Raw genomic sequence first — 15,568 nt, 5'->3', positions numbered from 1 at the left:
GCGTCAGAAGGTCAATAGATAGTCGAGCAGGGCCGCCCGCTCCTCCGCGGTCAGCCCTGTGCCGTAGTCATGGCCCTGGTTGCCGTTGCCGGGCAGGCGGGTGTCGAAGCAGAAGCCCGCGTCAAGGGACTCCCCCGGGGTGCAGGCAGGGGCCACGAAGCCGCCCTTGTCGCCATCCAGCACGTCCAGGCCGCGTATGAAGGCCGTGGGACGCTCTTCCGGAAGAAGCAACAGGTCGTGCAGGGTCGGCACCGAACCATTGTGGAGGTAAGGCGCGCGCAGCCAGAGTCCGTCGAGGGGCTGATTGGCGTAGCCGTCGGTCTTGCGGAAGTGGCGGAAGCGGTAACGCTCGTCATCGGCAAACAGTGTGAGCTGATAGAGGCGCAGTGTCTGAGTATAGCTGTCCAGGCGCGCCGGGTCGACGCCGAGAGACTCGTTAGGCACCACCTCGCCGAGCCGCTCGCCCTCGAAGACGTAGCGCTCGCCCTCCTGGTAGCCGTGGCAGTCGGCGCAGTGGCGCATGTAGAGCGCCTTGCCGGCTGCGATGCTCTCGTCCTCGGGGGCATGGGGGCTCGGCGGCGGCTCGAGGTCGAGCAGCCAGTCGGCGACCCGTTCGATGGCAGCGTGGTCGACGCTCTCCTCGGTGACACCGGCGCCCAGGGCAGCGCTCAGGTTACGCTCCTGCAGCGAGGCATTGTTGCCGTCCCAGTGGAGGTTCATGCCCTGGCGGGGACGCTGCAGGAAGATCGACGGAAAGTCCGCGGTACCAATCCGCTCATCCTCCGCCAGGTCGGCGAGGGTCATGTCGAACTGGATCAGCTTGTAGGGATTGAAGGTATCGACCCGCCCCGGCCCCCAGGCCGGCTGCTCCGCCAGCAGCGGCGCTAGCCGTGCCCGGGTCTCCAGCAGCCCCTCTCGTACCCGGGGCAAAACTGCGTACCGCCACACCAGGCGCTCGACCCAGCCCAACTCCTGGCCCTGCTGCTCCATGGCGGCGAGCACGCTGTCTGGGGCCAGCCGCGGGTCATCGGCGATCTCCAGCAGGAAGGCGATGAAGCCGTTGAGATCCAGATTGTTGGAGGGCATGCCCGAGATAAGCCGCGGTTGCGACCCGGGAAACTCGCGCACCGTGCCGGTATGGCATGCCGCACAGTTAAGCCACCCCAGCTCCACGCCGCGCACCTCGCGAGTGCCCACGCCGATGGGCAGGTCCCCGGCCGCCAGGCTGTCACCCGAGGCGTAGAGGAAGCCGAAGGCTGCGTAGCCCTTTTCGGCGAGCACCTCGGGGAACAGCTCAGGCAGCACCCGCCACAGCCGCACCGGCAGGCCGCTTTCCGGCTCACTGCCGATGGAGCCATGGCGGAAGTGCGCCTCGGGATCGGCGTATTGGCGCACCGACTCACCGCTGTAACGCCACAGGGTAGGTACGCTGATCGCCACGACCAGCGCGCCAGCCACCACCACGGCCAGCGCCAGCAAGGTCAACGGCAGGCGCCGCCGACGACGACGGCGGGTCTCGTGCTGCACAGCGGTGACGGGGGGCTCCTGGCGTTTCATGGCGGCCTCACGGGGTATGCGCTTGCATTTCTCGAGACGGTGGTGCCGGCGGCAACTGCAGCTCGGGCCGGGTCTCGTAGATGGCCATCAGGGTCTCGAGCATGCGCTCGTGGTCACCGCCGAAGCGCTCGAGCTCGTAGCAACCCAGGGGATTCTTGGGCGCATTGAGCAAGCACTTATTGCAGAAGGTGCAGGGGTTCTCCGGCGTGTCGTGACCGGCCTGCCACTGACGCGGCATGTCAGGGTTGGCAATCAGCGCCCGGGCGCTGGAGACCGCATCGCAGGCACCCGAGGTGATGGCCTCGCGCACCAGGGAGGCGCGCTGGAAGCCGCCGGTGCTGATCACCGGGATGTTCACCGCCGCACGGATTGCGCGTGCCTCGTCAAGGCCGATGCCCTCCACCTCGCGGCCGCGCCGGTGGCGGAACCACAGCCAGCTGAAGATCCAACGCAGCGCCGGGTAGCGGAACAGCAAGTAGTTGCGGAAGGTGTCGACGCCGGCGGAAAGCATGGCGTCATAAGTACTGACGATGGTCTCGAAAGGGAAGTCGCCGGGCGGGTTCAGGGGATGGGGAAAGAGACTTCCCAGCGAGACATGCAGGGCATCGGCGCCGGTGGCTTCGGCCCACCGGCACACCTGCACGGTGTCCGCCAGGCTGTTGCCCTTGCCCTCCCAGGGCAACACGTCGTTGTGGTCAACGGCGCTGATCTTCACCTGCAGGTGGAAATCCGGCCCCACCCGGTCGCGGATCGCCTCGATCACCTCCAGCAGGAAGCGCGCCCGGTTCATCAGCGAGCCACCGTAACGGTCGCTTCGGTCGTTGATCGCCGAGCTCAGGAACTGGGTAAAGAGATAGCCGTTGGCGGCGTGCAGCTCCACACCGTCGAGCCCCGCCTCCCGGGCGCGCCAGGCGCCGCGGGCGAAGGCCTCGACGGTGCGCTCGACCTCGTGGCCGGTCATCGCGCGACACAGGAAGCCGTGCAGCGATTCCTTGTGGCCGGTGGCGCTGGGCGCCCGCCGATGCTGGTTGTGCACCCCCGGCATGTCCATCTGCCGGCCGGAGTGACTTAGCTGCAGGATGTACTTGCAGTCGAAGCGATGCACCGCCTCGCCGAGGCGCTGCCAGAGGGGGATGAAATCATCGTGGTGGATGGTCGCGTAGCCGGCGACGATGCGCCCCTCCATCTGTACCGGCACGAAAGAGGAGAGAATCGCCCCCACCCCGCCTCGAGCGAAACGGCACTCCCAGTTGATGCGGGTCTGGGTCAGGCTGCCGTCCTCGTTGTCGAAGCGCCCGGAGATGTTCGAACGCAGCAGGCGGTTCTTGATCTCGATGTTGCGCCACTTCAGTGGCGTGAAGATCACGTCCTCACTCATGCGCCTCGCCCTCCTTGCCGAACTTCCATGGCCTGCTCCCAGACCGCCGTCAACAGCGTCAGGATGAAGCCCTGGGCCGGGCAGCGCGCCCAACTCTGACGCATGAAGGCCAGATCGCGATCACCGCTGCCGCGGGCGGCTTCCGCCAGGCGCAGTACCACAAGATCATTGGGTTCCAGCCGTCGCGGCGCGCAGGGCGTCGACAGCGGCGTCCTCACCCGGCGCACCAACGTCTCCGGGGCCGAGAGAGTGCGGCCCATTACCGCTGGCAGGGAGAGCCCGTGGGCCTGGGGCGAAGCGGCCAGCTCGCGCATAGCTGCCAGCGACGCCACCAGGTTGTGCACGGCGATGCCGGTCGCATGCAACGCCAGCGGCTCGCCCCGTGCGCGCTCGGCCAGCAATCGCCGGGCACGACCCAGGCGCCCGGTGACCCGTTGGCCGAGGGCACGCAGGACGTTGATGCGCGGATAGGCGTTAAGCAGCCGGGCCGCCGTATAGCTTTCCCGGTCGGCGTGGTAATCGTCGTGGAACAGCCGCCCAAGGAGCCCCTGGGCGGCGGGTCCCAGCGCTTCGGCCTCGGCCTGGCCGGCCACCGCCTCCACAAGAGTCTTGAAGTCCGGATCCTGGCGCCATGCCGCTGCCTCGGCGCGCTCATCGAGGCGGCGGCCCAGCTCGGCGTGGCGCGATTCGCGGCCCTGTGTCTCGCGGGCCAGCAGGGCAGGCAGCGGCTCGCCATCGAACACGAACGCCTGGCGCAGACGCGCCAGACGCAGGCGATTGATCAGCCCGCCGGCAGGCGCCAGATGGCGATCGATATTCGGCTCGGCATCCAGCTGGCGGATCTCGCTAGCATCGCTCACCTCCAGCAGATTGACGAGACCGGGAATGTTCAGGCGCCTGGCCATGGTGCCTCCCTATTCACGCGGTCTGGCTTCACGAGACCAGGGGAAGAAGACGTTGCGCACCCCTTCCATCCGCGGCACCAGCTCGGGAAAGTGGCGGCCGATCACCGTGCGCAGACCGTTGTCGTCGATCCACTGCATGCCCGCCCGCGTATATACCTCGGGGGTGTAATCGTCGGTGAAGAAGCGGTCGCTCTTGAGGCGCCGCGAGGCCATCAATATGAAGATCCGAAAGGCGGTATCGCTGAAGGCGAAGCCGGGCGGCGGTGTCTCGGCGAGGCAGCCGGTGAGCAGGTCGACCTGCTCCACGTCGCCGTAGACGGCCTCGAGCTCGCGCTGCCACTCGGGATTGTCGGTGAGCTCGGCGAAGCTCGCCGGGGCCGGCATGTCGATCAGCCGGCGGAAGCGACAGTAGCGCGGAACGCCGCGCTCGCGGTCGCGCAGCACGTCGATGGAGGCCAGATCGATGGTGCGCTCATGGGGCGCCTGCTTGGCATGCTGCTGCAGGTGACTCGGGAAATTGTGCAGCACCAGCGCCCCGGGGTGGCTGGTGCCCAGCGAATAGAGCGCGTCGGCCAGCGACACCTCGTCGTAGAGCGAGTGGGTCTGTGAGCCTGCCACCTCGGTCAGGCCACACGCCTTGAGCGGGCCGTCGTCGGCCAGGCGACGGAAGTCGAAGTCGTCGGGCACCAGCGGATGCATGCGGTAGACGGCGCTGAACTCCTCGGTGATGGCATAGGGCGCCGCGTGGTGATCCACCGGCGAGCCGACGATACCGCTGAAGAGTTCACTGTCGCTGACCCGGCCCCGGCTGCGGTAGAAGTGCTCGTCGAGAATGCCCCACCAGTTGGCACGCATGCCCAGGCGCAGCTCCGGGGTATCGAGCAGGGCCGGCGTCCACTCCACGGTATGGATCTTGGCGATCAAGGCCGTGTTGATCAGGCGTGCCTTCTGGAACAGCCATTCACCGTCGCGATCCGGATGATCGATGCGCAGTCGATCGACGATGGCGTTGTGTTCCCGGGCGAAGAGGGTGTGCATCAGCGACAACCCCACCCACCAGTTGCCGTTGACCCCCGCCAGCTCGATGCCGTGCTCGTCGCGGGGCAGGTGGCCGTCGGGGCGCAGGTAGAGCTTGCCGTCTGGCAGCAGCTCGCCGCTCTCCGGGTCGCTGCGCACCAGGCGCTGGCGCTTGAGGCTGCTGCCATAGATCTGCGAGCCGTCCCACCACTGGGTCTCGGTGTTGAGGAATGTCTCGGGGAAGCCCTCGTCGGCGGGACCGCGCGTCGAGTCGCGGCGCGAACGCAGCACCGTCATGCGCTCCCAGGGCCAGTCGTCGTCCTCGTCGAGGGGAATCTCGTAGGGCGTCGCCTCGGTGTCGTTGCCGCCATGACTGAACCAGTCGTGGACCATGAACTGCAGCCAGGCGGGCACCAGAACGTTCAGCGTAGTAGCCGGAGTGAAGGTCTCGCGGGTCATCAGTCGGCGGCTCACCACCCGCGGGCTCGGCGTCATCAATGCCTCGCCGGTCTCGGGGAACGTCTCGGCAATGGGCACGTTGCGCCCGAAACGGGTATAGGCCTTGCCCATGCAGGGGGCCGCCAGGTCATTGTAGCTGCCGTCGGCGGTGCGACAGCCGCGCACGTCGAAATCGCCCTTGTCGGGGTCGGGCGGGCGCTCGCGCTCGGTGTCGTAGAGATTGTGCCAGCGCAGGTTCCCTCGCAGGGCAACGAGGTTCACCAGGGCGATGAGGAAGGGAAACTGATACCACTGGCGGCGCCGGTTGATGCGCCGAAAGAGCCGACCGAGCAGACCGCTGCCGCGTTGACCGAACATGAAGCTCCTCCCTGGACTCGATGCCAAAGGAACCGGCGCGCTGTGGCCCACCATCCATGACCGACGCGAAGACTGAAGACTTCACTTCCTGAGGATGAACGTGACCATAGTGCACTTGACAACTAATCTTTCACCTGACTACTAACCTTTAGCACAGGGTCTCACCTCCCTCCAGAACTTCACTATCCTCAGGGAGAAGTTTCAAGGAGGTGTCTGCGGATTCACTGCGCATGATGTCCCGCCCCACTTCCCGGGGCACAAGGAGGACGCTTGGCTCGCTTGGCTAAGAGTGGCTACGCGACGGGGTTCCGCTTGATGGTACTGCTGGGCGTGGTAGCCAACCTGGCCCTGGCGATACCCGCGGTCTTCGTCCCCAATGCGGTGATCGCCCTGCTGGGCGGAGCACCAGTAGCCGAGACGGTGTGGCCCGCCTTCGCCGGCTGGCTGCTGATCCTGCTCAGCGTGTTCTACCTGCCGGCCGCCCTGGATCCCGGGCGATATCGGATAATCGCCGTGCTGACGGTGCTGTCGCGCTTCGCCGGGGTCGTGTTCTTCACGCTGCTGTATCCACAGTTTCTGCTGCTTACCCTGTTCGACCTGTTCTTCGGGGTCACCCAGGGCGCGCTGCTGCTGGCGCTCGGCCGACGCTGAGCGGTGTCTTCGGCTCATTCGGGAGGAAGCGGTCATGGCTCACAAGGATCACACCCACGCCAAGTCTCGTCGCTGGCTCGCCTGGCTGGCCGTGTTGCTGATCGTGGGCGCCGCGGTGGCGGCGATCGGCTGGTACAAGCTGTTCCGTGAGGAACCCCAGCAGTTCGAGGGCATAGAGGCCTTCTATCATTACGGCTCTATCGGTACCGAGCCGGAGGAAGGCCTGCCCTACTGGGTCTGGCGCGTGCTGCCGGAACTCTTCTCGCAGCACCTGCCGGGCGATGGTGAAGACGAGAGCTACGCCGCTCTGGGCGTGGCCTGGGAAGAAGGCCAACCCACCCCGGTAGGCTTCTCGCTGAAGACCATCGGCTTCCCGCGCGTCGGCATCAACTGCGCGGCCTGCCACACCGCCACCTACCGCACGGCAGCGGACGGCGAGCGCCGGATCGTGCCCGCCGGCCCCCATCAGACCTTCGATCCCCAGGCCTACCTGCGCTTCCTGGGCGACGCCGCCGCAGACCCGGAGTTCACCGCCGACAATCTGCTGGCGGCCATTCGCGAGGAGACCGAGCTCTCCTGGCTCGATCGCCTGCTATACCGCTTCCTGATCATCCCGCGCACCCGCGACGGGCTGCTGGAACAGGCCGAACGCTTCACCTGGACCGAAGACCGGCCCCGCTGGGGACCGGGGCGCATCGATCCCTTCAACCCGGTGAAATTCCACCCCGACCTGCTGGCCCTGGACCCCGCCGAGGATGACACCATCGGCAACTCCGACATCATGCCGCTCTGGGCGATGGATGAGCAGGAGGGCTACGCCCTGCACTGGGACGGGCTCAACGACTCGCTCACCGAAGTGGTACTCAGCGGCGCCATCGGCGATGGCGCCCGTCCCGACTCCCTGCCGGTGGAGGCGCTGGGCGAACTGGAGGCCTACCTGCGCGAGCTGGCACCGCCGCCCTACCCCTTCGGCACTCGGGACAACCAGATGGCCGCGCGGGGCGAGGTGCTGTTCGAGGAGACCTGCGCCAGCTGCCACGGCCCCCAAGGGGCGCGCACCGGCACGGTGATACCGCAGCCTGAGGTGGGCACCGACAGCCACCGCCTGGCGATGTGGACCGCCGAGGCCGCCGAGCGCTACAACGCCTACGCCGAGGACTACCCCTGGGACTTCGATGCCTTCGTCAAGACCGATGGCTACGTGGCCAAGCCGCTGACCGGCATCTGGCTGCGCGCACCCTACCTGCACAACGGCTCGGTGCCCACCGTGGAGGACCTGCTGCGCCCTGCTGAGGAGCGCCCCCAGGTGTTCCATCGCGGCTACGATGTCTATCACCCCGAGCGCCTCGGCTTCATCCACGAAGGCGAGGACGCCGAGCGGCACGGCTTCCGCTACGACACCCGCGAACCCGGCAACAGCAATGCCGGCCACGAATACGGCACCGAGCTGCCGGCGGAAGATCGCGATGCCCTGATCGAGTACCTCAAGACGCTCTAGCCGAGGGCGAGCAGGCTAGCCGAACCAGGGGCCAGGGGCGGTTCCGGCAGTGCCGCCTTTGCCGCTACACTGCGGGCAGAATCCACCCTGGCCCCAGATCGGCTACACCTCGAGGCGCCCGTGACCGAGCCCCCCTCTTCCCGCGTTGCCATCGTCGACGACGACCAGGCACTTCGCGACTCGCTGACCTGGCTGCTCGACTCCGTGGGCCTGACCACCTGTGCCTACGCCGATGGCGAGGCCTTCCTCGCCGCCGACTCAGGCAGCCATGACGCCATCCTGCTCGACGTACGCATGCCGGGCCTCTCCGGCCTGCAGGTTCAGCAACGGCTGATCGAACTGGGCGACGAGACGCCGGTGATCTTCATGACCGGCCACGGCGACGTGCCCATGGCCGTCTCGGCATTGAAGAGCGGCGCCTTCGATTTCATCGAGAAGCCCTGCAACCCCCAGCAGCTGATCGACTCCGTCCAGCAGGCGCTCGCCGAGCACCAGCGCCGCCGGCAGGCCAAGCAGCGCCTGGGCGAACTGCAGGCCCGCTACGCAGCCCTGCGCCCCAAGGAGCAGCGGATCCTGGTCCATGTTGCAGAGGGGATGACCAGCCGCCAGATCGCCGAGCACCTGGATATAAGCGCCAAGACGGTGGAGATCTACCGGCTGCGCGCCATGAAGGCCCTGGGGGCGGGAAACCTCGCCGAACTGGTGCGGCTGTGCGTGGCACTGGGGCTGGTAAAGACGCTGCCCGATGGGGCCTGAAACTACTGCATGCCCATACTGGTGTAGACGGGGGATGGCACCCGAGGATAGGCGCGCATCACGTGCCGGAAGACTTCACTCGTCTTCTCCAGCACCTCATCCTCGCTGTAGTGGTCCACCGGCAGGCCGGTGCGATCGTCCCACAGGAAATCGCGGATCACGATCTGCACGGCATCGCGGCTGGACTCACGCTCCTGCCAATGGTCGATCTCGGTGATCCTGGCCTTGAGATTCTCCAGCAGCTCCACCGATACCCGCTTGATGCGGCGGATCTCGGCGCCGCTCAGGTCCGGCTTGCGCAGCAGGTCGAAGATCGCCAGCGCCTCCTCGTCCAGCCCTTCCCGCTTGGCCCGGGCGGCTTCCTCGTCAAGCTCAGAAAGCGCGTCCAGCAATCCATCGAAGGTCTGCTCGACGGTGGCGCGGTCCTTCTCGCGGTTGTAGTCGGCCACCAGCTTCTCGTAGTGATTCTGGAAATCGGTACGCAGCGGGTTCTGCATCAGTAGACGCTGGAGCCTCTGCTCAACCACCTGGCTTAGCTCCTGCAGCAGCGAACGCTGCTTCTTGCTGCTCTCGAACTCCTTCTTCAGGCGCTCGAAGTCGATGGCGCTGATATCGTAGACACCGGTCTCCTGTCCTTGGGCTTTCGACTCGCGGATCTCGATGGCCTCGTCGACCACGCCGTGAAGCTCGCGGATGATATGCGAAATATCTGCTTGCTCACGATCCTGCTGCAGGCTCTTGTAGACGATATCGATGGCGTCGCGATCGGCACGACGGGCGTTGACGCCTTTGACGTTCAGGCAGGCCTTGAACTTCTTGAACACCTCGCGGCACATCACCTCGAAGCGCTTGCGAGTCTCGTCGCTCTGGTTGGCCGCCTCCTTGCAGGTCACGATGGCAGCGTTGCGCGCGAAGCCGTCGGTGGTCTGTACCGCCTCCAGGGAGGCGTCACGCTCAACCAGAAAGGCCTTGACCATGGCCAGGGCCTCGTCGAGATCTGCCAGCAGCTCCTCTTCCGGGCGGGCGGGATCGCGGCCATCGCCTGGATCGCCGTCTCCGGTGGTGCCGGCGAAGGTGGCCAGCGCCTTGCGCAGGTGGCGCAGTATCCCGCAGTAATCGACGATCAAGCCGTTGTTCTTGCCCTCGCTGACCCGGTTGGCACGGGCGATGGTCTGCATCAGGGTGTGGGCCTTGAGCGGCTTGTCCAGATACAGGGTGGCGAGGCTCGGTACATCGAAGCCGGTCAGCCACATGGCGCAGACGATAGCGATACGAAAAGGATGCTGCTCGGCCTTGAAGGCGTCGTCCAGGGCCATACGTTGCATGTGCCGGAACTGCGGCAGCTCACGCATCGACTCGGGCAGCGCCATGCCCTCCTTCATCAGCCGCCGATGGGGCGTGATATCCAGGTCCCAGCGGCGGAATTTCTCCTCCTCGCCTTGCTCTTCGCTGACCACCACCGCCGCGCGCGTCTCACGCATCCAGGCCAATTGTCGCGCCCGAAACAACTCCTCCTGCTCGTCGCTGCTCTTGGCCAGCGACGTCTCCAGCTCGTGGATCTTTTCATCCCAGTAGAAGCCGATCAGCCTGTGCATACGCACACAAGTAATCTTGTCGATGCACACCAGCATCGCCTTACCGGTCTCCCAGGCGTTGGCATAGTGCTCGACGAAGTCCCGCGCCACCCGGTCCAGCCGCTTGCCGGCGGTGATGATGTGGTAGTCACGCTTGAGGTCACGCTCCAGGCGCTGCTCAACATCCACATCCTCGGTCTCGAACTCCTCGAGGCGCTCGGCGATGCGCTCGTTGATGTCGCCGATAGCCACGCCGAGCTTGTCGCCCCGCGCATCGTAGTAGAGTGGCACTGTGGCTTGGTCCTCCACTGCGCGCTGGAAATCGTAGGTAGAGACGTAATCGCCGAACATCCGCCGGGTAATCTCGTCGTCCTTGAACAGCGGCGTGCCGGTAAAACCGATCACGCTGGCGCGAGGCAGCGCATTGCGCATGTTCAACGCCAGGCTGCCGTACTGGGTGCGATGGGCCTCGTCGGAGATGACGATGATGTCGTCACGCTCGTTGGGCGGCATGTCAGGCCGGAACTTCTGGATCAGCGAGAACACGTAGGCCTTGTGCTGGCCAAGCAGCGTCTCGAGGTGATCGCCACTTCCGGCCCGGCAGGGCTCGCGGTCGTTGTCCACCAAGCCACAGCCGGCGTAGGTCTTGTAGATCTGGGTGTCGAGATCCTCGCGGTCGGTGAGCACCACGAAGGTGAAATTGCCGCCCAGTTTGCGGTGCACCTTGCGGGTGAACATCACCATGGAGTAGCTCTTGCCGGAGCCCTGAGTGTGCCAGAACACCCCCAACTTGCCCTGGCGATCGCGACGCTCGCGCACCGCCTGGATGGCCCGGTTGACGCCCAGGAACTGGTGGTTGCGGGCGATGATCTTCTTGGGCTCGCCGGTGGAATCGTCGAAGAGGATGTAGTTCTCGACGATATCCAGGAAGTTGCGTCGCTCGCAGACGCCCTTGAGCAGGGTTTCCATGTCCACCGAGCCGGCGTCCTCCTCGGCCAGGCGCTTCCAATCGGTGAAGTGCTCCCAACGGCTGGTCAATGACCCCAGCTTGGCCTTCTCGCCGTTGGCGAACACGACCAGGGCGTTGTGGTGAAAGAGGTGCGGGATTTCGCTCTTGTAGCTGGAGAAGTTCTGCTCGAAGGCGGCGCGAAGGTTCTTGCCGATGTTCTTGCACTCCATGAACAGCAGAGGCAAGCCATTGACGAAGCCGATGATGTCGGCCCGGCGGCGGTAGAGTTCGCCCTGTATCCACAGTTCACGCACACAGAGGAAGTCATTGTTGTCCGGCTCGTCGAAGTCGATCAGGCGCAAGCGCTCGCGGCAGCGTTCGCCCTTGGCATCACGGAATGTGACCCAGACCCCGTCGCGGACCTGGGCGTACTTATCGCGGTTGGTGGCCGCCAGGGACTGGGCCACCGGTGAGCCGAACACCTGGCGTACCGCATCGTCATAGGCCTCGTCCGGTAGCCCTGGGTTCAATAAAGCGAGACGCTCGCGCAATGTACGGGTCAGCACCACCTCACGGTCGGAGCCCCGCCCCAGCAGGCTATCCGGCCCGAAGTCCTCCTGGTTCCAGGCCAGCACCGAGCGCCAGCCCAGCCGCTGCTCGAGATAGTCGGCGGTGGTCTGCTGAACCAGGGCGTCTTCGCTGTAGGGGCTCGGGCTCATCACGCATCCTTGTCGTTACGCGCCGGGTCATGTCTTGGAGGTGGTGCTGGAAACCTCGACCAGCGACGTTACCCCTTGATCTTCGGACTATTTCGCAAGCTCCGCAACTTGGTGCCAACATAGAGCCGACTTGGTGCCAAACATGGTCCCGTCTTGGTCCCATCTTGGTCCTCGGCTTCCGGGGTCACTTCCGGGGTCACTTGCGCGGCGACATCCGCGGTAACTTCCGCGGTGGCGCCCGAAGCCGAAGAATGTGCCGGCCTTCTTGAACTCGGTGGTAAAGCCTTCCCCAAGCGCAAGCAAGTCGTTCAGGGCCCGGCGATTCATGCGGCCAGCTCTCCGCTCATCAGCTTGGGTAGCAGCAGGTCGCGGGCCTTGGCAAGGCGTTCATTATATGCACAAAGCTTCGCAATTTGAGCTTGAATATCCTGAGCATATCCTTCAAAAATCCGGAATACACTATCATTAGGCACCAGGAATTCCAGGCTGTGCGCCAGGTTTCTATTCAAACCCGGCACTGCCACATCCGTACTAATGAACTGAGTGTTTTTTAGCGTATGATACAGGAATACTGAAGACTGCTCAGACGAGACAAAATATACTGTATCAATAGGATAGAAATCCTTTTGGCTCCAGTAAACGCTACCCACATTTCCCTTTCTTCCAATTATGATGGCAGGACCTTTCACGAAGGCTTTATCATGCTCGCCCACAACTCCACTTGAACCAAAAACCGGGTAAGGGCCAGGACGTCTAGCGCCTTTTTTCAGCGCCTTACCGTAGTTAAGTAGGGCAATATCACCCAGCCTTTTCCTGGACCACCCCTCCGGCACGCCACTGGTAATATTGACGTGCTCATGGCCGGGAAAACGCAAATGAACAAACCACTCCTTATAGAGCAGCCGGGCTGATTCCTCAAGAAGATGAATGCGACGCTGATTGTTTTCTATAAGATCATCATAGCCCGCCAGCATCTCTCCCACCTTCACTTGGATATCAAGGTGTGGAAGGTTAACTAGAGGTAACCGACGGATGTCTTTCATATTTACATGCTTGGCAGTTGCACCCGTTTCTCCCGCCAACAATGCGGCTTGCTGCGACGGGGATAGCAGGTAATAGCACAGAAATGCAGGATCCACTTTTTTCTTATCTGGACGTAAATGCACAGTCCTCTGACCTAAGCACACCTCCTGGCCCGGCTGGACCAAAGCAATATTCCCTGCCGGCGCTTCACGAGCGAGCACCAGGTCTCCAGGCTCAGGGACGGCTCTTCGCGTCCATTTTTGATATGTTTCATCAGACACACGATATACTTTTTCTAGACTAAGCCTTCCCTTACCAATATTTGGCGTCCTGATCAGCGGATAACCTGCCTCCTGCGTCGGCGCGGTCGCATGGAGGCAATCAACTATGAACTCGCAAACCTCATCAAGAGTTGCTGTGAGATGAGTCATACTCCCAGCTCCTCGAAGTTGTGGCGGATCTTCGCGGCTAACTTGCTTGCCTCGGCATCGAGGTCGGCGAGTTCTACATGTATCCCGCGCAGGGTCTCCTCGAAGTCGAAGTCCTCGTCTTCCTCTTCCGGGGCGAAGCCGACGTAGCGGCCGGGGGTCAGGCTCCAGTCGTTGGCGGCTATCTCCTCGATGCTCACCAGCTTGACCAGGCCCTCCACGTCGCGAAGCTTGGCCTCCGGGAAGCGCTCGGTAAGCCAGTGGGCCTGCTTCCAGAAGTAGCGCACCGCCCTGAGCTGATCGACCACTTCGTGTCGCGCGGCGTCGGCAGCCTTGCGGGTGCGGTTGATCTCGCGGCTGGGCCACAGCCGACTCTTCTTGGCGGCCAACTCCTGCTCGCAGGTGTCGAGTACCCGGCTGGCCAGCTTGTAGAGCAGGTCGGTCTGCCTCACCAGGTCGCGACTGGCCTCGGCCAGGGGCGCCTGGCGATCGATGGCCTGCTTGAGGGCGCCGTTGGAAGGAGCCTGACCCTGCCACTCGCCCTGCTCCGCCGAAAGCGCTCGGCGAAAAGCCGCCACGTCGTCAGCGAAGCCACGGCGCGCCTGGGCCAGCTCTTGCCGGGCTTCCTTTAGCGGCGCCAGCGAGGGCGAGGCGTCATTGAGGCTCTCGAGGAAAGGCGTGGCATTCTCGGCCAGTTCATCCAGAGCCTTATCGAAATCCGCCAGGGGTGCGTCGGCGTTGCCCTCCTCGTTCTGCCGCTCGAAGCAGCCGGCGGCCTCGGCCAGGGTGCGCCGGCCGTAGTCCTCCACGAGCGCCAGGTAGCGAGCGGTCTCGCCGCGGTAGAGCCAGACGATGGCTTGCAGGTTGAGTTGCTGCTCGGGGCTGAAATCGTAGATCTTGCGCGTCACCTGACGATAGACCTGCCGGGCGTCGATCATCAACACCTTGTCGCGGTGCTCGGCCGGCTTGGCGCGGTTCAGGAACCACAGCTCGCAGGGCACGCTGCGGGTGTAGAAGAAGTTGCCGCGAATGCCGATCATGGCGTCGACGTCGCCGGTCTCCACCAGCGCCTGGCGTAGCCGGGCCTCGTCGCGCCCGGCGCTGGAGGCCTGGGAGGACATCACGAAGCCCGCCCTGCCCCGCTCATTCAGGTAGCTGTAGAAGTAGCTGATCCACACGTAGTTGCCGTTGGAGACCTTGCCCTTCTTGTTCACCCCGGGCAGGCCAAAAGGCAGGCGTGGGTCGGCCTTGATCTTCGGGGCATCGATCTCATCGACGTTAAACGGCGGGTTGGCCATCACGTAGTCGGCCTTGCCGACCATCTCATGAGGGTCCTCGTAGTAGGTGATGGCACGCTGGATGTCGCCCTCCAGGCCGTGCACCGCCAGGTTCATCCTGGCCAGGCGCACGGTGGTGGCGTTCTTCTCCAGGCCGCGGAAGGTCAGCCGCTCGCTGGGAATGTCGCCGTGCTCCTCCACGGTGCGCGCACTCTGCACGAACATGCCACCGGAGCCGCAGGCCGGATCCAGCACGGTGCCGCGCTCGGGATCGAGCACATGGGCGATCAGCGAGACCAGCGACACCGGGGTGAAGAACTCGCCTCCGTCGTGGGCGCCCTGGTCGGCGAACTGGGTCAGGAAGTATTCGTAGATGCGCCCGAAGATGTCGCCCTTGACCCGCTTGAGTTCGTCGGGGTTGAGGGTACGCAGCAGCTGGCCGAGCACCTCGTTGTCGAGCTCCTGGTATTCGCTCTTGGGCAGCACGCCCTTGAGCGAGGCGTAGTCGCTCTCGATGGCCTCCATCGCCTCGATGATGGCGCGGGCGCGATCGGCACTGTCCGGCAAGGCCACCAGGTGGTCGAACTGCGCCTCGGGGCGCAGATAGATGGCGCTACGCTGGGAGAAGTCCTCCTTGGTGATCTCGCGGGTCTTGCCACCCCGCGAAGGCAGGCTGGCCTGGATGTCGTCCTTCACCGCCAGGTAGCGGCTGTAGGCGTGGCGCAGGAAGACCAGGCCCATCACCGGCAGGAAGTATTCGTTGCTGGCGTAGTTCGAGTTGGCGCGCAGGTTGTCCGCGGCGCTCCACAGGCGCTTCTCCAGCGCCTGGATATGTTCCAGTTGAGCCAAGGCCCGCTCCGTTGCTGTTCCCTGTGGGTTCGGGCGGCATGGGCCCCACCCGAACGCGACTTCATTCTAGTGAAGGAACAGTATCACTGAACGCCAAGGACATCAGCCGCCCCGCTCCCGCCCTGAGGCAGCGCCCAGCATCCCTTCCTACACTGCCAACATGTGCTCGGC

The 15,568-nt window shown here is 64.6% G+C and carries 10 protein-coding genes; 3 read left to right on the top strand and 7 right to left on the bottom strand.

Going from position 1 to position 15,568, the window contains the following annotated elements:
- Nucleotides 1-3: 3 nt before the first annotated feature.
- The 4 genes from U5L98_RS05840 to U5L98_RS05825 are packed head-to-tail and all read right to left on the bottom strand — an operon-like array spanning nucleotide 4 to nucleotide 5,673.
- Nucleotides 4-1,557 carry a cytochrome c gene (locus U5L98_RS05840; protein WP_322557403.1) on the bottom strand — a complete coding sequence of 518 codons (1,554 nt, stop codon included), beginning with the start codon at nucleotides 1,555-1,557 and terminating at the stop codon, nucleotides 4-6.
- A 7-nt stretch (nucleotides 1,558-1,564) separates the two neighbouring features.
- Nucleotides 1,565-2,935, bottom strand: coding sequence for an NADH:flavin oxidoreductase (locus U5L98_RS05835; RefSeq protein ID WP_322557402.1), 1,371 nt, complete (start codon nucleotides 2,933-2,935; stop codon nucleotides 1,565-1,567).
- The gene (locus U5L98_RS05830; protein ID WP_322557401.1) at nucleotides 2,932-3,840 is read right to left on the bottom strand and encodes a hypothetical protein; all 909 of its coding nucleotides are present in this window, start codon (nucleotides 3,838-3,840) and stop codon (nucleotides 2,932-2,934) included. Before U5L98_RS05830 ends, U5L98_RS05835 begins: the two co-directional genes overlap by 4 nt.
- 9 nt (nucleotides 3,841-3,849) lie before the next feature.
- Nucleotides 3,850-5,673, bottom strand: a complete 1,824-nt coding sequence (locus tag U5L98_RS05825) for a peroxidase family protein (protein WP_322557400.1) — start codon at nucleotides 5,671-5,673, stop codon at nucleotides 3,850-3,852.
- Nucleotides 5,674-5,943: 270 nt separating this feature from the next.
- Between U5L98_RS05825 and U5L98_RS05820 the strand changes: the two genes are divergently transcribed.
- The 3 genes from U5L98_RS05820 to U5L98_RS05810 all read left to right on the top strand — a co-directional run bounded on the left by U5L98_RS05820 (nucleotide 5,944) and on the right by U5L98_RS05810 (nucleotide 8,578).
- The gene (locus U5L98_RS05820; RefSeq protein ID WP_322557399.1) at nucleotides 5,944-6,324 is read left to right on the top strand and encodes a hypothetical protein; all 381 of its coding nucleotides are present in this window, start codon (nucleotides 5,944-5,946) and stop codon (nucleotides 6,322-6,324) included.
- Between the two features lie 34 nt (nucleotides 6,325-6,358).
- Complete coding sequence (locus U5L98_RS05815; RefSeq protein ID WP_322557398.1) at nucleotides 6,359-7,822, top strand: c-type cytochrome; 1,464 nt, start codon at nucleotides 6,359-6,361, stop codon at nucleotides 7,820-7,822.
- 120 nt (nucleotides 7,823-7,942) lie between these two features.
- Nucleotides 7,943-8,578, top strand: a complete 636-nt coding sequence (locus U5L98_RS05810; RefSeq protein WP_322557397.1) for a response regulator transcription factor — start codon at nucleotides 7,943-7,945, stop codon at nucleotides 8,576-8,578.
- Nucleotides 8,579-8,580: 2 nt separating this feature from the next.
- Here the strand turns inward: U5L98_RS05810 and U5L98_RS05805 are convergent, their stop codons facing one another.
- The 3 genes from U5L98_RS05805 to U5L98_RS05795 all read right to left on the bottom strand — a co-directional run bounded on the left by U5L98_RS05805 (nucleotide 8,581) and on the right by U5L98_RS05795 (nucleotide 15,397).
- A complete protein-coding gene (locus tag U5L98_RS05805; protein ID WP_322557396.1) occupies nucleotides 8,581-11,820 on the bottom strand; it encodes a type I restriction endonuclease subunit R in 3,240 nt (1,079 codons plus the stop codon).
- Nucleotides 11,821-12,143: 323 nt separating this feature from the next.
- Entirely contained in the window at nucleotides 12,144-13,274 is a 1,131-nt protein-coding gene (locus U5L98_RS05800) for a restriction endonuclease subunit S (protein ID WP_322557395.1), read from the bottom strand.
- Complete coding sequence (locus tag U5L98_RS05795) at nucleotides 13,271-15,397, bottom strand: N-6 DNA methylase (RefSeq protein ID WP_322557394.1); 2,127 nt, start codon at nucleotides 15,395-15,397, stop codon at nucleotides 13,271-13,273. The genes U5L98_RS05800 and U5L98_RS05795 overlap by 4 nt, the downstream gene beginning before the upstream one ends.
- Between the last annotated feature and the right edge of the window lie 171 nt (nucleotides 15,398-15,568).

Source organism: Halomonas sp., assembly GCF_034520545.1.
GTDB lineage: Bacteria > Pseudomonadota > Gammaproteobacteria > Pseudomonadales > Halomonadaceae > Halomonas.
The sequence above is the reverse complement of the archived record's forward strand: the minus strand, read 5'-3'. Positions and strand labels throughout refer to the sequence as shown.